The sequence below is a fragment of the Gordonia jacobaea genome, assembly GCF_001186365.1.
Lineage (GTDB): Bacteria > Actinomycetota > Actinomycetes > Mycobacteriales > Mycobacteriaceae > Gordonia > Gordonia jacobaea.
The window spans coordinates 224,786-243,650 of sequence record NZ_LDTZ01000017.1 but is presented as its reverse complement, the minus strand read 5'-3'; the positions used below and the strand labels follow the sequence as shown (position 1 = coordinate 243,650).

The window sequence follows — 18,865 nt, the reverse complement described above, 5'->3', positions numbered from 1 at the left end:
GGGCACGTCATGACCACCCTCAGCACCGACACCATCGCGACCTGGCTCCGCCTGTTCACCAGCGACGTGGTGGCCAACGTCGACGAACTGACCCAACTCGACGCCGCGATCGGCGACGCCGACCACGGATCGAACATGGAACGCGGCATGACCGCCGTCGTCGACGGACTCGCCGACAGTCCGGACCTGCCGGGACCGCTATTGAAGAAGGCCGGCATGACACTCGTCAGCAAGGTAGGCGGAGCCAGCGGCCCGCTGTACGGCACCCTGCTGCTGCGGATGGCGGGCGCCATCGGCGACAGCACGGAGATCGACGACGCAACACTCGCCGCGGCACTGCGTGCGGGGCTCGCCGGTGTGGTCGACCGCGGGCACGCACAGGCCGGCGACAAGACCATGTTCGACGCGCTCAACCCCGCATGCGACGCCCTCGACGCCGCGCTCGCCGACGGCGCAGCGCTACCGAAAGCACTGCAGGTCGCCGCCGACGCTGCCGCTGCCGGGCGCGACTCGACAGTCGACATGGTGGCCCGCAAGGGTCGTGCGTCGTATCTCGGAGAGCGCAGCGTCGGACATCAGGATCCGGGAGCGACGAGCGCGGCGATGCTCGTCGACGCACTCGCCGAAGCCGTGAACGCGGCCGGCACACCATGACCGGGCTGGTGGTCGTCTCCCACAGCAGAGCGTTGGCCGACGCCGCGGTGGCACTGGCATCGGAGATGCTCCACGGATCGACGACGCGCATCGCCGTCGCAGCGGGACTCGACGCCGAGACCTTCGGCACCGACGCCACGGCCATCGTCGACGCGATCGAGAAAGCGGACGACGGCCAGGGCGTCGTGGTGTTGATGGATCTCGGAAGTGCTGTTCTGTCAGCCGAACTCGCGCTCGAACTGATCGATCCGGAGGTCCGCGAGCGCACCGTGCTGTCCGCGGCACCACTGGTGGAGGGACTCATGGCCGCGGCCGTGACCGCCGCCTCGGGGGCTTCTCCCTCCGACGTCGCGGCCGAGGCGGCCGGCGCGCTGATGCCGAAACGGTCGGCGTTGGGCGTCGAGGATGTGTCGGCTGGCCGAGAGAATGCACGGCCCGGGGGTGAGTCCGCCGTCGTCGAGGTCGAGAATCCGCATGGCCTCCACGCCCGACCAGCCGCCCGATTGGTCACGGAGGCAGGACAATTCGACGCTGAGGTCACGCTACGCAATCTCGACACCGGCGCCGGCCCGGCCTCGGCGATAAGCCTGTCGCAGGTCACCGGCCTCGCCGTGCGGTGCGGCCAGCACCTCGAGATCGACGCGAGCGGCCCAGACGCACAGGCCGCCGTCGAGCATCTGACCACGCTGGCGCGCAACCGCTTTGGCGAGGAGGATGCCCCCGCCTCTTCCACTGGTCGAGCGTCAACCCCCGCTGGTCGAGCTGCCCCCGATGCAGGTCGAGCTGCCCCCGATGCTGGTCGAGCCGCCTCCCCCGCTGGTCGAGCTGCCCCCGATGGTCGAGCTTGTCGAGACCACTCCACCGCCGATCGAGCTGCCCCCACCGCTGGTCGAGCTGCCCCCACCGCTGGTCGAGCTTGTCGAGACCACCCCGCCCTGCCGGCGTCGCCCGGGATCGCGATCGGTCCGGTGTTCACGCCCGCGGTCGTCGACATCGAGCCCCCGGACGAGCAGTTCGACTCCGCCGACGCCCAGTCCGCGAGACTGCGCAACGCCCTCGACGCTGTACGCGCCGACATCGAGAGCCTGCGCACCACGACGGCGCAGCACAGCCCCGCCGACGCCGCCATCTTCGACGCCCACCTGGTGATGCTCGACGATCCCGACCTCGTGGCCGCAGCCCTCAAACGCATCGAGTCCGGTGTGCCCGCGTCGCGCGCGTGGGCGGAGGCAGTGGCGGCCGTCGAAAACGAATGGCGCGCCGTCGACGACCCCTACCTGCGCGAACGCGCCGTCGACGTGCACGCGGTCGGACAGCAGGTACTCCGCAAGCTGGCAGGCATCCCCGATGCGACCATCGATGGCACCGGCATCCTCGTCGTCGACGATCTGCTGCCCGCACAGGCGGCCGTCCTCGACGCCGAGAAAGTCGCAGGCGTCATCCTCGCGGGCGGAAGCCCGACCAGTCACGCTGCAATCCTTGCCCGTGCGCGGGGTATCCCCGCAGTCGTTGCGGCAGGCGCCGACGTTTTGGCCATCGAACCCGGTGTCACCGTGGCGCTCGACGGATCGACCGGTGAGGTCGTCGTCGAACCTGATAGTCAGACCCTCGAACGGCTACGCAGCGAGGCATCACGTGCTGCAGAGCGCGGAGAGCTTGCCCGCGTGGCGGCGCACGAGTCCGCGAGCACCGCCGACGGCACGCGAATTCTGGTGGCAGCCAACCTCGGTTCTGTCGAAGACGCACGCGCCGCCGCCGAAAGCGGCGCGGACGGTTCAGGATTAGTTCGTACCGAGTTTCTCTACCTCGACCGTGCGGAGCCCCCCACCGTCGACGAGCAGATCGACACCTACCTCGCGATGGCCGATGCCCTTGGCGGCCAACGCATCACGCTACGCACGCTCGACGTCGGCGGGGACAAGCCGCTGCCGTTCGCGCCGCAACCTGCCGAGGAGAACCCCTTCCTCGGCCTCCGTGGACTCCGCCTCGCGCTGGCCGAGAAGACACTGTTCGACGACCAGCTCCGAGCCATCGTCACCGTCGCACACCAGACCCCGATCAGCATCATGTTCCCGATGGTGACCACCGTCGACGAATTACTTACTGCTCGAGAACATCTCGACGACGCCATCACTTCCGTTGGACGTGGTGATCCGGCGGGACTCGAGGTGGGAATCATGATCGAGGTCCCCGCAGCGGCTCTCAAGACCGCGGCCTTCGCGCCGCACGTCAACTTCTTCAGTATCGGTACCAACGACCTCACGCAGTACACGTTGGCCGCAGAACGCGGCAACACTTCCGTTGCAGCGCTTGCCGATCCACTCGATCCCGCAGTCGTCACACTGATCAACAGGGTCTGCCGCGGGGCGGGACCCGACCGTCTGGTGGCAGTCTGCGGAGAGTTGGCAGCCGACGAGACGGCAACGGATCTCCTTGTTGCGCTTGGGGTTCGCGAGTTGAGCGTCGCTCCTCGCGCCGTACCTCCGATCAAACAGGCGGTCCGTGGCATCAATGTCACGGCCAACCCCAGGCTCGTCGAGCGGTGCCTCGAAGCCGACACTGCTGCCTCGGTGCGCGCGGCGCTCACCTAGTGAGCAGCGTCGCTCGATAGACTCGAACGCATGCAGGTCATCACGCGAGCGAACACCGTCGACGGGGTTTACGAGGTCGAGAAGTGACAACACCAAGTGCCACAATCGGACTGGGCCTGGCAGCCGTCGGCCGTCCGGCATACATCACGACGGGCCGAGACTACGACCTCGGCGACGAACGCAGCATCGAGGACATGCGTGCGCGCACGTACGCAGTGCTCGACGCCGCCTACGCCGACGGGGTGCGCTACCTCGACTGTGCGCGGTCGTACGGATTGTCGGAGCAGTTCCTCGCGGACTGGTTGAGTGATCGACCCGACGTCGACGACGTGGTCGTCGCCTCGAAGTGGGGTTACCGCTACGTCGGCGAATGGGAACTCGACGCCGCGGTCCACGAGGTGAAGGACCACAGTCTCGGCGAATTCGTCGACCAGTGGACGGCGAGCCACTCGATACTCGGCGAAGCACTCTCCATCTACCAGATCCACTCACTGACACCCGACAGCCCGGCACTGAGCAACCCCGCACTGCTCGACGCTCTCGCCCGAGTGCGCGACGACGGCTACCGCATCGGCTTCTCGACGTCGGGCCCGTCGCAGGCCGACGTTGTGCGACAAGCGATCTCGATCGAGATCGGCGGAGCGCCGCTCTTCGGAGTCCTCCAGTCGACGTGGAATCTGCTGGAGACGTCGGTGGGCCCAGCGCTGGCGGAGGCCGCGGAGGCGGGCCTGTCGGTGGTCGTGAAGGAGGGTATGGCCAACGGTCGGTTGGCGCCCGGCGTCGACGACGATTCCGACGCCCGACGCGCCGTCGACCGTGTTGCGGCCGAACTGGATGTGCCCGCCGACCAGGTCGCGTTGGCGGCCGCGCTGGCCCAGCCGTGGGCCGCATACGTGTTGTCAGGTGCGGTGAGCGTCGAGCAGGTCGACAGCAACGTCGCCGCGAGCACCGTGACACTCGAACCCGCAGTTCTCGCGGAACTCGTCGCGCACCCCGAGCCGCCGGCCGACTACTGGTCGAAGCGGTCGCAGCGCGACTGGAGCTAGAGCGGGCTTATCTGGCGGGCAACCTGCGCGCGTGCAGCACCACGTCGTCGATGTGGTGCCCGCCGCCCGCGGGGATGCCGCGCGGACGAGTCTCGTGGGTGAGGATCTCCCAGCCACCTTCTTTGGATTCACCGTCCGTGGACCGGCCCTCGAGCAGTGTCGCGATGTCGTCCGGTTGCACGTAGTCGGCGGGGTCGAATCCGTGCGCGCGCACGCCCTCTGGCGCGTGTCCAACGACCAGCAGTGAGCCGCCCGGCCCGACAGCGTCGACGAGTTTCTTTGCCACCGCACGGTTTTCGGCGAGGATGGGGAAGTAGTGCGCCGCGACAAGCCCGAAGTCGCGACCCGGGACCTCGTCGACGACGAGATCTGCTTGCAGCCAGGTGATCTCGGGACCGGGGAAGCTCTCCCGAGCGCGGTCGACGGCGACCTGCGAGATGTCGATCGCCGTAACCTGCCAGCCGCGCTCGGCGAGCCAGCGAGCGTCAGCACCTTCACCACTTCCGACGTCGAGCGCGGTGCTCGGCGCGAGGTCGGAGGCCTCGGCGATCAAGGAGGGATTCACGTTCGACGTCCAGAGGCGCTCGGTGTCGGCGTACCTCGCGTCCCACTCGGCCGCCGTGTGCGGATTCTGGTCGCCGGTGTTCTGCTGACCGTGTGCAGTGCTCATGCGTCGAGCGTGGCACGGCCGCCGCGCGGCGTCGAGCAGGGTTGCGCCGGAGGCAAGAAGTGGTCTCGACGAGCTCGACCAGCGGGACACGGGCTCGACCAGCGGGGTGGTCTCGACAAGCTCGACCAGCGGGGTGGGCGCTCGAGCAGCGGGGTGGGCGCTCGAGCAGCGGAGGGTGGGCTCGACCGGCGAGCGGGGGTCTCGACAAGGTCGACCAGCGTGGGGGTGGGCTCGACCAGCGGTGGGTGGGCTCGACCAGCGTGGGGGTGGGCGCTCGACCAGCGAGCAGGGGTGCTCGACCAGCGGGCAGCGGGAGTGCGCTCGGGCACCGAAAGTCGGTCATCGACGCGGCGGCGGTGGAGGGGCAGACTGGGAGACATGGCATTTCCCATTCGCATCGGAGTCCAGATCCAGCCGCAGCACGCCCCCGACTACTCGCTGATCCGCGACGCGGTCTTGCGGGCAGAAGACCTCGGCGTCGACATCATCTTCAACTGGGACCACTTCTATCCGCTCTACGGCGACCCCGACGGGGCGCATTTCGAATGTTGGACCATGCTCGGCGCGTGGGCCGAGCAGACCGAACGCGTCGAGATCGGTGCGCTCGTCACGTGCAACTCGTACCGCAATCCCGACCTGCTGGCCGACATGGCGCGCACCGTCGACCACATCTCCGGTGGCCGACTCATCCTCGGTATCGGCGCGGGCTGGTTCGAGAAGGACTACGACGAGTACGGCTACGACTTCGGCACCAAGGGCAGCCGCATCGGCGAGCTGGGCGATGCACTCCCGCGGATCGCCTCACGGTTCGAGAAGCTCAATCCCCAACCCACCCGGCACATTCCGGTCCTCATCGGTGGCAGCGGTGAGAAGAAGACCCTCCCGCTCGTCGCGAAGTACGCCGACGCCTGGCACGGCTTCAACGACGTCGAGACATACCGGCACAAGACCAAGGTGCTCTCGGGGTACTGCGAGGAGATCGGCCGCGACCCCGAGACCATCGAGCGGTCGGCGGGCATCCCGTTCACCGGCGACGTCGAGGAACTGGTGCGCACCGCCGACGCCATCAGCGCCGAGGGCGTCTCACTGATCACCGTCGGCACCACCGGGCCCGACTACGACCTGACGGCCGTCGAAGCCCTGTGCCGCTGGCGCGGATGAACTGAGTCGATATGTCGAGCCTCGCCGTCGTCGCGATCATCGCGGGTGTCATCTCGCTTGGCTGCTGGGTCGCGTCGTTGATCACCGGCGACACGTCCTGGGTCGACCGCATCTGGTCGATCGCGCCTGTCATCTACCTCTGGGTGTTCGCGGCATACAGCCACTTCGACGCCCGCGTGACGGTGATGGCTGTGCTCGTGACGGTGTGGGGTATCCGTCTGACGTTCAACTTCGCCCGACGCGGCGGGTACACCGGCACCGAGGACTACCGCTGGGCCGTGCTGCGCTCCCGAATGAGTAAGTGGCAATTCTGGTTGTTCAACCTGTTCTTCATCGTGATCTACCAGAACCTGCTGCTCGTGTTGATCACGCTGCCCGGCTACACCGCGCAGCGAGATCCGGGCGGTTTCGGTGTGCTCGACGTCGTGCTCGCGGTGGCCTTCCTGGCGTTCCTCGCCGGGGAGGCCACGGCCGACCAGCAGCAGTGGGAGTTCCACGCGCGCAAGACCGCTGGCCAGACGTCGACGCGGTTCTGCACGACCGGGCTGTTCCACTACTCGCGGCACCCGAACTACTTCTTCGAGCAGGCCCAGTGGTGGGTGATCTACCTGTTCGGCGCCGTGGCCGCGGGGGCGATCCTGCAGCCGACGATCGTCGGCGCGGTGCTGCTGACGCTGCTGTTCGTCGGCTCTACCAAGTTCACCGAGTCGCTGACGCTGTCGAAATATCCCGAGTACGCCGACTACCAGCACACGACGTCGGCACAGATCCCGTTGCCGGCGAAGCGACGTCGTACAGCGGCGGCCTGAGCGGCGAGCCCCGGCGGGGCACTGCTGTTACGCGACGTTCGTCGGGCGATCGGGGCAATTGCCCCGAGACGGGCGTGGCTGCCTTCGGTCCGACGGCGTCAACGGCCTAGATTTGATGACATGCTCAGACCGCTTGCTGTCGGAAAGAACATCACGGACCCGCGCGTTCTCCTGCGTGTGCTGATTGTCGGAGCACTCCTCATGCTTGCGGTGGTGAGTACTTCACTGGCCGCGGACTCTGCGCACGCCGAGCCGCCGATGCGGCTACCCGACCAGGTCACCGACCCCGCCGACGCGCTCTCATCGTCGGATCGCACACGTGTGCAGCAAGCCGTCGAGACGCTTTACAGCGACCACGGCGTGCAGTTGTGGGTCGTCTACGTCAAGACGTTCAACGGGCTCGGCAGCGAGCAGTGGGGTTCGCAGACCGTGCAGATGAGCGACCTCGGCGAGCACGACGTGCTACTCGCCGTCGCCACCGACGACCGCGCGTACCGCTTCGACGCACCCGATTCGGTCGACGGTCTCGACCGTTCGACGCTGGATTCGATCGCCCAGGACAACATCGTGCCCGCGCTCAAGAAGTCGGACTGGCCGGGCGCGGCCGTCGGCGCCGCGAACGGTCTCGGCTCGGCACTCACGCCGTCGCATACCGCCGCGATCGTCACCGGAGCGGTCGGTGGTGTCGCGGTCGTCGGCGGCGGTGGCGCGTACCTCTATTCGCGGCGGCGTCGAAAGCAGAAGTTCGAGTCGCAGCTCGACTCCGTTCGCGAACAGGAACTCACCGGCGACGAACTGCTGTCACAGCCGATCGAAGTACTCGAACCCTGGTCGCGCGAGGTCTTGACCGACACCGACAACGCGATCCGCACCAGCGAGGAGGAGTTGCGGTTGGCCGTCGACGAGTTCGGTCCAGCCCAGACCGCACCCTTCACGCAGGCGCTCGACGCGGCGAAACGTGGTCTCGCGACATCGTTCTCGCTTCGACAACGACTCGACGACGACATCCCGGAGACACCCGACGAACGACGCTCGATGCTGGTGCAGATCATCACAACCTGCACCGACGTCGACGCCGCACTCGACGAGCAGGTCTCGGCCTTCGACGAGATGCGCAACCTGTTGATCAACGCCGACACCCGATTCGCTCAGATCACGCAGCAACTCGTCGCGCTGCGAGCGCGCCTCGAGGGTGCCTCCGGCCAACTCGCGACGCTGACGCAGAAGTACGGCGCGCCGACGTTGCACTCGATTGAGCACAACGTCGACCTTGCCGCGCAGGAGATCGGATTTGCCGAGAGCAGCGCGGATCAGGGTCGTGCGGCGATCGCGCGTCCCGTCGGCGAGCAGGGTGCAGCCGTTGCCGCGATCCGCTCGGCGGAGGGCGCCATCGGCCAGGCCGACAAGCTCCTCGACGCGATCGACAACGCCGACACCAATATCGCCGCCGCGCACACCCAGCTTCCCGCGCTGATCGCCGAGGTCGAGGGCGAGTTGCAGGAGGCGTCCGGGCTGTCATCGGATGGCGGGCCGGAGTTGGCGACAGCGGTCGCATCGGCCACCACGGCGCTCGAACGCGCCAAGTCCGGGACAGACCAGGACCTCTTGGGAGTGTTCACCGCACTGGTCGACGCCGACGCCGACCTCGACGACGCGCTCGATGCCGCCCGCGGCGCATTGGCACAGCGCAAGCAGCGAACCGAAGTACTCACCGCTGCGCTGACCAGCGCGCAGGCCAAGGTCACCGCGGCGTCGGACTTCATTTCAACTCGACGCGGCGCCATCGGGTCGACCGCACGCACCCGCCTCGCCGAAGCACAGCGCCTGCTGCAGTCGGCCAACACGACCGCGCAGAGCGACCCGACCGCGTCGACCGATGCGGCGCGTCGAGCCGGCTCGCTCGCCGACCAAGCACTCATGGCCGCACAGGGCGACGTGGTGAGTTGGCAGCAGAGTCAGCAGCCGCGATCGAGCACCGGATCAGCGGCCACGGGTGCGGTACTCGGCGGCATCCTGGTCGACAGCTTCCTGCGCGGATCGATGCGCGGCGGCGGCTACGGCGGAGGGTTCGGGGGCGGCTTCGGCGGTGGCGGCTACACCAGCGGCGGCGGCCGCAGCCCCGGCTCGTTCGGCGGGTCGTCGAGCTCGGGCCGCATCGGCGTCGGGGGCCGGTTCTAGGCTCTGGTCGGCCTGGCGCCCGGTCGTCGGGTCGGCGCTGCGCAGAAAGTGACGCCCTGTGGGCCGCTCGCATGTACCGGTACGTGCGGGTGAGCCGAGGGGTGTAGTTTTCTGCGGGCGCCCGTCAGTGCGCGCGCCCCGGTGGGTGACTGCGCACGCTACTGCGGCTCCGGCCGTCGCGCGCCACGCTTCTGCGGGCCGGTTGCCGCACCCCGCAGAAAGTTACGTCCGGTGGGCCGCTCGCGTGTACCGGTACGTGTGGGCGACCCGAGTGGTGCAGTTTTCTGCGCGCGCCCGTCGGTGCGCGCGCCCCGTTGCTGCAGTCTGCGCGACCGCCTGCTGCACGCGCTACGTTGCTGCACGCTCGGCCACTGCGCGCGGGCGCGCCGCACCCCGCAGAAAGTTACGTCCGGTGGGTCACTCGCATGTACCGGTACGTGTGGAAGGCCCGAGGGGTGCGGTTTTCTGCGGGCGCCCCGTTGCTGCAGGCCGCGCTGCGTTGCCGCGCGCGCCCTAGTGACTGCGCGCCACGCTTCTGCGGGCCGGTTGCCGCACCCCGCAGAAAGTTACGTCCCGTGGGTCGCTCGCACGTACCGGTACGTGCGGAGGGCCCGAGAGGTGCGGTTTTCTGCGCGCTCCCGGACGCCCCTACGCCGACTTGCGCCCGAAGCCCAGGTACGCGATCGGGCCGATGTAGTTGATGAAACTCGCTGCGGCCCAGGCCTTCTTGGGGCCGCGGACCTGCTCGGCGGGGCGCTTCTTGAGGTCGCGTAGGGCGTAGCCCTGCAGGGCGAACTGCGCGACGGCGGCGACGCTGATCAGTGCGCGCTTCGCCGGGGTGAGCTTCTTCTTCGTGTCACGAGTCACAGCGCCACACTACCGTTCGACTTTTATTTCATAAGCCTAAGTATTAGAGTTACTAAACGTGACCGAGAACAGTGCAGACATCGCCCGAGCGCTTCGCCCCTCCGTGACGCGGCTCTACCTGGCGTTGCGTCGGCACACCCCGATTCCCGAGTACACAGCTGCTCAGGCGTCGGCGCTGGCCACGATCGTCGACCACGAACCGATGCGCATGGGCGAACTCGCCGAGCGCGAGTCCATCCGCATGCCAACGGCAACAGCCCTGGTCGACGGCCTGTGCAAGAGCGGACTAGTGGTTCGTGCACCCGACCCCGATGACCGACGCGCCGTGCTAGTGCGGCTCACCGACCACGGGCACGAGGTTCTCGAGCGGGTTCGCGGGCAACGCGAGGACGCGCTCGCCGCGGCACTCGAACGGCTTTCCGACGACGACCGGGCGCGGCTCGCCGCTGCGGCACCCGCATTTCGGGCACTGCACGCCGAGCTCGAGGGGACGCCGTCCCCGACCCCGGCGAAGTAAAAGCAGCGGCGAAGTAGCAGTTCCCAAAGGCTGTAGTAGTCCCAAAGACTCTAGTAAGCAACAACTTTCGACAATGAACACGAGGTAGATGTGACAACCACGACGGAGAAGCCGACGCAGTCGGCGCCAGAGGAGAACCCCCATTCACTGATCGAGACCTTCAAGGGTCAGCCCCGAGCCGTGTGGGTGACCGCGTTCGCTGCGGTCATCGCCTTCATGGGCATCGGCCTCGTCGATCCGATCCTGAACACGATCCGCGAGGAACTGAACGCGCCGCCGTCGAAGCTGACGCAGCTCTTCGCCGTCTACCTCGGTGTGCAGGTGATCGCCATGCTGATCACCGGTTGGGCCGCGTTCCGCTACGGACCCAAGCGCACGCTGACGGTCGGCCTCGCACTGATCGTCATCGCAGCGGGCGTCTCGACGTTCGCGGGCAACATCGACCACCTCATCGCGATGCGCGTGCTCTGGGGACTCGGCAACGCGCTGTTCATGGCGACAGCACTGGCGTTCATCGTCGGCGCGGCCAAGGGCGGGCAGCACGGCGCGATCCTGCTGTACGAGGCCGCGCTCGGCGTCGGCCTGGCCGTTGGTCCGCTACTCGGAGCACTGCTCGGAGCGTGGACGTGGCGTGCACCGTTCGCGGGTACCGCAGTCCTCATGCTGGTCGGTGCTGTGCTGTGTGCGTTCATGCTGCCGTCCGACGGTCCGCGCTCCGAACGTGTCGAGGTCAGCATCGTCGACCCCCTCAAAGCGCTGCGTAACCGCACCCTGCTGCTGACGTCGATCGGCTCGGCGTTCTACACCGGCGCACTGTTCACCGTCATCGCGTATGCCCCACTTGCCATGGGACTCAAGCCGATTCCGGCAGGCATGGTGTTCTTCGGTTGGGGTCTGTTGACCGCACTCTCGGGTGTCTTCGTCGGACCGCGTCTCGCCGAGTGGATCGGACAGCGCGGTGGCGTGATGACCGCGATCGTCGGCTACGGCGTCGTCATGGCGCTCGCAGCGGTCGGTGTCGCCACCGACCAGGTGTGGCTGACCGGACTCGCGATCGTGCTCTCGGGTCTCCCGTCGGGCATCCTCAACACGCTGTTCACCGGCGTTGCGATGTCGTCGGCCGACCCCAACAAGCCGCGTTCGGTTGCCAGTGCGGGCTACAGCTTCCTGCGTTGGATGGGCGGCGCGGCGTCGGCCGTGTTGGTTGCCTACCTCGCGGAGTGGTTCGCTCCGGCGGCCCCGTTCTGGTTCGCCGTCGGCTATTGCGCCGTCGCCGTGATCGCGGTCGGGTTCGTGCAGTCGAAGACGGCGGAGTCGCACCACGTCGACGAGGACGCCGCGCTGGTCGGTGCGGAAGAGTTCTGAGTCTCGCCCAATACGAAAGAGGTTGCCCCGCGGTCCACTTCGGACCGCGGGGCAACCTTTGTCTTATGGAGCGCCGACCCGTACGGAGCCGCAGTCAGTCGAGCCAGTCGAGCACCGACGCCGCGGTCCAGCTCTGTTGCATGCTGCCGAGCGCTTCGCCGGTGAAGGGCTCGTAGTACTCGGCGAACGCGCCGTCGGTTGCCTGCCGTAGGCCCTCTTCACGTAGTCGGGCGGAGCGTTCGGTCCACCCGCGCCGCGCAAAGGCCCAGCTGAACAGCCACGTCATCACGGGCCAGACCGGGCCGCGCCAATACTCGCGTGGGCGGAAGTCGGCCGAGATCGGCGACGTCGACGGCGGGACGCTGAACCTCAGGTCGGGGTGTCCGCAGAAGCGCGGGCCGTCGAAAAGTCGTAGGAGTGCTCGTTCCCGATCACGGGACAGCCCGCCGCACAGCAGTGGCGCGAACACCGCGATGGTCTCGGAGTTGATCCACTGCCCCGCGCGCAGGTCGAAATCACGCGCGGCACCGTTGCGGTCGTTCGCGGCGGCCACCACGCCGGCCTTGAACCGATCCGACCACGCCCGCAGGTCTCGCACATCGGCGCGCGGCTTGGAGTAGTCCTCTCCGATCGTCGCGAGAACATCGCACGCGACGGCGAAGATCGCACTGACGAAGACGTCCTCGACCATGAAACTCATGACCTTGGGCAGGACCTCGTCGTCGTAGTGCGCACGTTTCATCTCTTCGACGAGCCAGATGTAGCGGTCGTATTCGAGATCGGTCGGGCGCATCGAGAGGTCGGTCACGTGCTCGAGGTCGGCGCGGGTGTAGGGCGGCAGATCCTCGCCGGGGACGACACGCGAGTACGGACCGTCCCAGCGCGGCGAGTTGTCCATTCCCGATTCCCAGCCGTGGTAGATCGTGACGCGACCGCGCCCGAGCGGATCGCGCGCGTGGGCGAGCCAACGATGCCAGCGCATCAGCGCGCCCCACCGGCGGTCGATGAACTCGTTCGCGACGGCCCGCGTCGAGCGGCCGTGTCGCCGTGAGTGATCCAAGATGCGCTGCACCGCGATCGCGTGCACCGGCGGCTGCGTGATACCTGACGTCTCCGGATAGTCGGGTGCGGCGTCGGCCAGGCGCGAGCACTCCCATCGACCAGGGCCGGGGAAATACCCGTCACGCCCGTTGGCGAAAACGATGTGCGGGATCATGCCGTTCGACCACTGCGCCGAGAGCAATGTGTCCATCTCGATGACGGCACGCTCGACGCTCAGCGGTGCGAGACCGACCGTCACGAACGCCGCGTCCCAGCTCCACATGTGCGGGTAGAGACGGGGTGCCGCGCTGGTCATCGTGCCCAGATCGTTTCCGCGGAGCAGATACGCGGCTCGTGCCGACAACTGCGTTGGGGTGAATCCATACCTGGCCACGCGTTGATTCTGCACTGCCTCGACTGTCCTCGCCGCTCGAGGTCGTCGGTCGTGACCGCCGGTACGGTTGGACGCGTGCCAACCGCATTGATCACCGGAGCAAGCCGCGGACTCGGCGAGCAGATCGCCCAACAACTCGCACCGACCCACACGTTGATTCTCGGCGGCAGACCGTCGACAGCACTCGACGCGCTCGCCGCGGAGCTGGGTGCCACGACATTCGCCGTCGAACTCACCGACCACGATTCGGTTGCCGCGGCCGCGGAGTCGATACCGTCGCTCGACGTACTGGTCCACAGTGCGGGCGTCGGTTCGACGCTGCGCACCGTCGCCGAGACACCCGCCGACGAATGGCGTCACGTGCTCGAGGTGAATCTCGTAGCCGCAGCCGAGGTGACGCGTCTGCTTCTTCCCGCGCTACGGGCGGCGCAGGGTCACGTCGTGTTCATAAACTCGGGCGCGGGGATTCGCGCCAACCCCGGTTGGGGCGCGTACGCCGCGAGCAAGTTCGGGCTGCGCGCGCTGGCCGACGCCCTGCGCGGCGAGGAGACCGCGCTGCGTGTGACGTCGGTGTTCCCCGGGCGAATCGACACCGACATGCAGCGCGAGCTGGTCGCGATCGAGGGCGACGACTACGACGCGTCGAAGTTCTTGAAGCCCTCGACGGTCGCGGGCGCGGTGGTCGCCGCGATCCACACCCCCGCCGACGCGCACCCCACGGAGATCGTGCTGCGGCCAACGGGGCGTGGGTGATCTCGACAAGCTCCTTCCCGCTGGTCGAGCGGGCGCGAGCGCAGCGAGCACCCTGGTCGAGACCACTCCCCCGGGCGGGTGATCTCGACAAGCTCGATCAGCGGGAACAGCGTTCGATCAGCGGGGAGAACGCTCGATCGGCGGGGTCCCCACCGCTGGTCGAGCGGGCGCGAGCGCAGCGAGCACCCTGGTCGAGACCACTCTCCGCCGCGAGTGATCTCGACAAGCTCGATCAGCGGAGAGGCCCCCTATAGCTGCTTGAGGTCGCTCGGCTCCCAGACGGCGCGCATCGAGGAGATCTTGCCGTCGGCGTCGAAGACCATGATGTCGATCGGAGTGATCTCGAACCGCATGTCGGACGTGCCGGTGACGAGCGTGAACTCGAAGACCGCGGTGTCGCCCGCGATCTTCTTCCAGTTCAGGGTGGCGACGTGCTCGTCCATGCCGGTGATGATCGAGTAGAACTCGACGAGCTGCTCGCGGGTGTTGCGGATGTCGGCGCCGATCGGGTCCTCGACGGTCGCGTCTGCGGCGAAGAGATCCGCGATCTGCTCGGCGGTGCCGTTGGTGAGCAGATCGATGTACGCACCTACAGCGGCGTCGATCTTGCTCGACAGCTCGGTCTGTTCTTGTTCGACGGTCATACTTTGTCTCCAAATCTAGAACGTGTTCTACTTTGGAGACAAAGTATCAGTCGAGGCGCTCGTAGATGGTGGCGTTCGCGATTCCGCCCGCCTCGCACATGGTCTGCAGCACGAAGCGCCCGCCTCGCTGTTCGAGCGCGTTGATGGCGGTCGCGGCGATACGTGCACCGCTCGCGCCGAGCGGATGCCCGATCGCGATCGCGCCACCGTTGACGTTCACGCGGTCCAGGTCGACGTCGAGTTCCTTTGCCCAGGCGAGCACCACGGACGCGAACGCTTCGTTGACCTCGAACAGGTCGATGTCGTCGAGGCTCAGTCCCGCGCGGGCCAGCACCTTGCGGGTCGCGGGGATGATCGCGGTGAGCATGAGTAGCGGGTCGTCGCCGACCACGGCGAACGAGTGCACGCGCGCCCGAGGTCGCAGTCCGAGCTGACGCGCCCGCTCCTCGTTCATCACCAGGACCGCTGCCGACCCGTCGTTGATCTGGCTCGCGTTGGCCGCTGTCACGTTCCAGCCGATCTGCGGGAATCGTTGCGCGATCGCCTCGTCGTAGTAGGCGGGACGAAGGCCTGCGAGTGTGTCGAGCGTCGAGCCGACGCGGATCCCCTCGTCTGTGGTCAGCCCCGCAAGCGGGACGATCTCGTTGTCGAAGAGTCCGTTCTTGGTCGCTGCTGCAGCCAATTCGTGTGAGCGCAGGGCGAACTCGTCCATCTCGGTGCGCGAGATACCCCACTTGGCCGCGATCAGCTCCGCCGAGATACCCTGCCCGACAAGTCCTTCGGGGTAGCGTTCGTCGAATGCCACGCCGTTGAGGTCGTTGGTGCCGAAGGCCGCCGACCCCATCGGTACCCTCGACATCGATTCGACGCCTGCACCGACCACGACGTCGTAGGCGCCCGCGATGACTCCCTGCGCCGCGAACGCGATCGCCTGTTGCCCACTGCCGCACTGTCTGTCGAGCGAGACGCCGGGCACCGATTCCGGGTAGCCGGCCGCCAATAGCCCGCGACGCGCGATGTTGAGGCTCTGTTCACCGACCTGCGTGACAACGCCGGTGATCACATCGTCGATGTCGGCAGGATCGATTGCATTGCGTGACAGTAGTTCCCGCAGCGGGTGAGCCAGGAGATCAACCGGGTGTACGTCGTGCAGAGCGCCCGTCGACTTGCCCTTGCCGACCGGAGTACGCACCGCGTCGACGATGACTGCTGTGTTCATGACCTTCATACCTTTCGTGGGGGTGAATCATGCTGTGCCCGAATATGTTCGAGCAGAGTGTTCCTGCGATCGCAAGACCGGATCAACCGATGTTCGACGCCGCGACCGCACGAGCCTGACCGGACGTACGGCGCACAAGCGGGCCGAGCGCGAGAATCGTTGCGCCTGCGGCGAATGCCGCGCAGACCCACCAGGTTCCCGTCGTCACTCCCGCTCCGAGCATGGCGACGAGCGCACTGGTGCCGATCGTCGTACCCAGTTGTCGCGACATCGTGATCACCGCGCTGCCGCGGCCGGCGATTGCGGCGTCGAGTCCGCTTGTGGCGGTGGCGATCAACGCCGGAATGACCAGCCCGACGCCGAATCCGCCGAGGAGCCAGCCGGGCAGGAAACCGGCGGCGTAGTTGGGATCGGACGCGTCGGTGCTGATTCCGATCAGCACCATTCCGATGGCCCACAGGCCCGCTCCCGCGGCGGCGAGCAACCACGGTGAGACCGTGCGCGCCATTCGGGAGACCAGCACCGCCGCCACAGGCACCATCAGCGGGCCGGGCGCGACTGCCAGGCCGCTGCGGATCACCGAATAGCCCCAGCCCTTCTGCAGCAACAGGATTCCGTCGAGCAGGCCGGCGGCGAAAGCGATGCTGAACAGGAGCATCGCTGCCGTTCCGAACGAGAACTCAGGGCGCGAGAACAACCTTGTGGGGATCAGCGGGTCGTCGGATCGCCGATCGATGAAGACGAAAGCCACACCCAGGATCACGGCAGCGACGAGCACGGCGATCGCGCGCGCTGAACCCCAACCCCACTCGTCGCCCTGCACCAGGTAGAGGACGCCGAGCGCGCTCGAGGCCGCGAGTAGCACGGCGCCGGTGAGCATTCCGACCGAGACAGCAGCGCCGAGGCGTTGTTGCTTCTGCACACCGGAGTCTCGTCCGAAGACCCGGACCGCCGCGATCACGAACGCGATGCCGATCGGCACGTTGATCAGAAATGCTGCACGCCAGGAGATTTCGACGAGAATACCGCCGACGACCGGTCCGAGCGCCGCCGCCATCCCCGACGTCGCGGCCCAGATGCGCACCGCACCCGCCCGACGCTCCGGTGGCACCGACGTCACCAGCAGCGCCCGGCTCGCGGGTGTGAGTGCTGCCGCGCCGACGGCCTGCAGCACTCGCGCGGCGATGAGAACACCGAGTGTCGGTGCGCATGCCGCGAGGGCGCTTGCCGCTGTGAACACGACGACTCCACCGATGAAGCCGCGGCGGTTGCCCAGCCTGTCGCTCGCGGCTCCCAGCGGGATGAGAAGTGCGGCGTAGACGATCGCGTAGGCCGAGAGCGTCCAACTGACCGCGGTGAGCTGTGCGCCACCGAAGTCCTTGGCGATGTCGTCGAATGCCACGTTGACGACGAAGAGGTCGAGTGCGACCAGGAACGGCGCGCCGCACGCGACCGCGAGAAGAGCGCCGGCGCTGTGCCGCCGTTCGCTCTGGCTTTTGTTTTCCATAGTCAGACTGTTTACCCTCTGACTATGACATCGTCAAGTCAGCTAGACTGTGGGTATGGAGTTACGTGGACCTCTGGCCGAAAGGGACAACTGGACGGCGAATCGATGCTCGATCGACAAGGCCATGGGCGTGATCGGCACCCGATCCGCGATGCTCATCCTGCGTGAAGCGTTCTACGGGGCAACACGATTCGACGAGTTCGCGCGCCGCGTCGGGATCACCGACGCCGTCGCGTCGGCTCGACTGCGGGAGCTCACCGAGGCAGGGCTGTTCGAGAAGGTCCCCTACCGCGAGCCCGGCCAGCGCGTCCGCAACGAGTACCGCCTCACCGAGCAGGGCCGCGGGCTACTGCCGGTGATCGTCGCGCTCATGCAGTGGGGCGACCGGTATCTGCAGCCCAGCGGGGCCCCGCTCGACCTGACCGACACCGATGGCGAGCCCATTCATGCCGCTGTCGTCGGACCCGACGGCACCGAACTCGGACCCGACGACATCGCACTCGCACTCCATCGCAAGTAGCGATCACCCACGACCTCGCCCTTCATCTGAGAAACCGACAATCTGGGCCGTGCCGTCGGCGGTTTGATAAGTTCGCCCTCGCAACGGACGGCTACGGATGGCCGCTGTTGAGAGCTCAGCGCGGGAACCGGCCGGGGGCCACGAACAGCACGGGATGAGGGGGTCGCGATGGACGCACGCTCCCTGAAACCGCCCGTGCGGGGATTCGCGCCGTGAGCGTGCTGCTGCTGGCCGACGGCCTGCATCCCGACAACGACACTGCCCGACGCTGGGCCGACGACGAACTGTCGAAGCCGGAGTATCACGAGCAGGCCACCACGCCCACGCAGCCGCCTGAGCACAGCCGAAACTTCTTCTCCAGCATCTACGACTTCTTGACCGGCGGACCAGCTCCGGACACGACGCTCATCGTGACCATCGTCGTCGTGGTGTTGGTGCTCATAGCACTCGTGGCTTTCGCGATCTTCTTCGTGCGACGCACCCCGCGGGCGCGGCGCACCGAAACGTCGGCTCCCCTCGACGACCTGACACTCAAGTCCGGCGAATACCGTTCGGCCGCAGAGGAACTCCTCGATAGGGGCGATCCTGACGGTTGCGTGCGCGAAGCGATGCGCGCACTCGCCCGACGGGGCATCGAACGCGGGTTCATCGTCGCGGCACCGTCGTTGACCGCTCGCGAGGCGTCGCGTCGACTCGGCATCGCCTTCGACGACAAGCGCGGCCAACTCCGTTGGGCCGCTGATCTTTTCGACGCCGTCGAGTACGGCTACCGACACGCCGACCACGCGCAGGCGCAGGCCATGCTCGAGCTGGAACGCGCGCTCCGCAGGGGCCGCGCGCGGTCTGACACGGACCACGATTACGTGGCTGGCGAGAACATGACCAGCGGTGGCATGACGAACGACGATGTGGCGGCCGGCCGGTGAGCG

The 18,865-nt window shown here is 67.4% G+C and carries 17 protein-coding genes; 11 read left to right on the top strand and 6 right to left on the bottom strand.

Going from position 1 to position 18,865, the window contains the following annotated elements; all coding sequences use genetic code 11:
- Positions 1 to 9 precede the first annotated feature (9 nt).
- The 3 genes from dhaL (at position 10) to ABW18_RS12270 (ending at position 4,291) form a co-directional block, all read left to right on the top strand.
- Positions 10 to 654, top strand: a complete 645-nt coding sequence (gene dhaL / locus ABW18_RS12280) for a dihydroxyacetone kinase subunit DhaL (protein ID WP_049699240.1) — start codon at positions 10 to 12, stop codon at positions 652 to 654.
- A complete protein-coding gene (gene ptsP / locus ABW18_RS12275; protein ID WP_049699239.1) occupies positions 651 to 3,245 on the top strand; it encodes a phosphoenolpyruvate--protein phosphotransferase in 2,595 nt (864 codons plus the stop codon). Before dhaL ends, ptsP begins: the two co-directional genes overlap by 4 nt.
- A gap of 83 nt (positions 3,246 to 3,328) precedes the next feature.
- Complete coding sequence (locus ABW18_RS12270) at positions 3,329 to 4,291, top strand: aldo/keto reductase (protein ID WP_049699238.1); 963 nt, start codon at positions 3,329 to 3,331, stop codon at positions 4,289 to 4,291.
- Positions 4,292 to 4,298: 7 nt separating this feature from the next.
- Here the strand turns inward: ABW18_RS12270 and ABW18_RS12265 are convergent, their stop codons facing one another.
- A complete protein-coding gene (locus ABW18_RS12265) occupies positions 4,299 to 4,961 on the bottom strand; it encodes a class I SAM-dependent methyltransferase (protein WP_049699237.1) in 663 nt (220 codons plus the stop codon).
- Positions 4,962 to 5,339: 378 nt separating this feature from the next.
- On the opposite strand from ABW18_RS12265, the gene ABW18_RS12260 reads away from it, so the two are divergent.
- From ABW18_RS12260 to ABW18_RS12250, 3 genes are all read left to right on the top strand, one after another.
- Positions 5,340 to 6,122: an LLM class F420-dependent oxidoreductase gene (locus tag ABW18_RS12260; RefSeq protein WP_049699236.1), complete on the top strand. Its 783-nt coding sequence runs from the start codon at positions 5,340 to 5,342 to the stop codon at positions 6,120 to 6,122.
- An 11-nt stretch (positions 6,123 to 6,133) separates the two neighbouring features.
- Positions 6,134 to 6,931, top strand: a complete 798-nt coding sequence (locus ABW18_RS12255; protein WP_049699235.1) for a DUF1295 domain-containing protein — start codon at positions 6,134 to 6,136, stop codon at positions 6,929 to 6,931.
- Between the two features lie 201 nt (positions 6,932 to 7,132).
- A complete protein-coding gene (locus ABW18_RS12250; protein ID WP_053117464.1) occupies positions 7,133 to 9,109 on the top strand; it encodes a TPM domain-containing protein in 1,977 nt (658 codons plus the stop codon).
- Between the two features lie 648 nt (positions 9,110 to 9,757).
- Here the strand turns inward: ABW18_RS12250 and ABW18_RS12245 are convergent.
- Positions 9,758 to 9,976: a membrane protein gene (locus tag ABW18_RS12245; RefSeq protein WP_049699233.1), complete on the bottom strand. Its 219-nt coding sequence runs from the start codon at positions 9,974 to 9,976 to the stop codon at positions 9,758 to 9,760.
- 58 nt (positions 9,977 to 10,034) lie between these two features.
- Here ABW18_RS12245 and ABW18_RS12240 point away from each other — a divergent pair, with 58 nt between their 5' ends.
- Both ABW18_RS12240 and ABW18_RS12235 read left to right on the top strand, forming a co-directional pair.
- On the top strand, positions 10,035 to 10,493 hold the full coding sequence (locus ABW18_RS12240) for a MarR family winged helix-turn-helix transcriptional regulator (RefSeq protein ID WP_049699232.1): 459 nt from the start codon (positions 10,035 to 10,037) through the stop codon (positions 10,491 to 10,493).
- A gap of 90 nt (positions 10,494 to 10,583) precedes the next feature.
- Complete coding sequence (locus tag ABW18_RS12235; RefSeq protein WP_049699231.1) at positions 10,584 to 11,858, top strand: MFS transporter; 1,275 nt, start codon at positions 10,584 to 10,586, stop codon at positions 11,856 to 11,858.
- 94 nt (positions 11,859 to 11,952) lie between these two features.
- Here ABW18_RS12235 and ggh read toward each other — a convergent pair whose 3' ends face one another.
- Complete coding sequence (gene ggh, locus ABW18_RS12230) at positions 11,953 to 13,293, bottom strand: glucosylglycerate hydrolase (protein ID WP_049699465.1); 1,341 nt, start codon at positions 13,291 to 13,293, stop codon at positions 11,953 to 11,955.
- 75 nt (positions 13,294 to 13,368) lie between these two features.
- Here ggh and ABW18_RS12225 point away from each other — a divergent pair, with 75 nt between their 5' ends.
- The gene (locus ABW18_RS12225) at positions 13,369 to 14,046 is read left to right on the top strand and encodes an SDR family oxidoreductase (protein ID WP_049699464.1); all 678 of its coding nucleotides are present in this window, start codon (positions 13,369 to 13,371) and stop codon (positions 14,044 to 14,046) included.
- Between the two features lie 248 nt (positions 14,047 to 14,294).
- On the opposite strand, the gene ABW18_RS12220 is transcribed toward ABW18_RS12225, so the two are convergent.
- The 3 genes from ABW18_RS12220 to ABW18_RS12210 all read right to left on the bottom strand — a co-directional run bounded on the left by ABW18_RS12220 (position 14,295) and on the right by ABW18_RS12210 (position 17,416).
- Complete coding sequence (locus tag ABW18_RS12220; protein WP_049699230.1) at positions 14,295 to 14,690, bottom strand: nuclear transport factor 2 family protein; 396 nt, start codon at positions 14,688 to 14,690, stop codon at positions 14,295 to 14,297.
- 46 nt (positions 14,691 to 14,736) lie between these two features.
- Positions 14,737 to 15,909 (bottom strand): thiolase family protein, encoded by a 1,173-nt coding sequence (locus ABW18_RS12215; protein ID WP_049699463.1) that lies wholly within the window; start codon positions 15,907 to 15,909, stop codon positions 14,737 to 14,739.
- Between the two features lie 82 nt (positions 15,910 to 15,991).
- Entirely contained in the window at positions 15,992 to 17,416 is a 1,425-nt protein-coding gene (locus tag ABW18_RS12210) for an MFS transporter (RefSeq protein ID WP_049699229.1), read from the bottom strand.
- Positions 17,417 to 17,471: 55 nt separating this feature from the next.
- Between ABW18_RS12210 and ABW18_RS12205 the strand changes: the two genes are divergently transcribed.
- Entirely contained in the window at positions 17,472 to 17,936 is a 465-nt protein-coding gene (locus ABW18_RS12205) for a winged helix-turn-helix transcriptional regulator (protein WP_049699228.1), read from the top strand.
- Positions 17,937 to 18,148: 212 nt separating this feature from the next.
- Complete coding sequence (locus ABW18_RS12200) at positions 18,149 to 18,862, top strand: DUF4129 domain-containing protein (RefSeq protein ID WP_049699227.1); 714 nt, start codon at positions 18,149 to 18,151, stop codon at positions 18,860 to 18,862.
- Positions 18,863 to 18,865 lie beyond the last annotated feature (3 nt).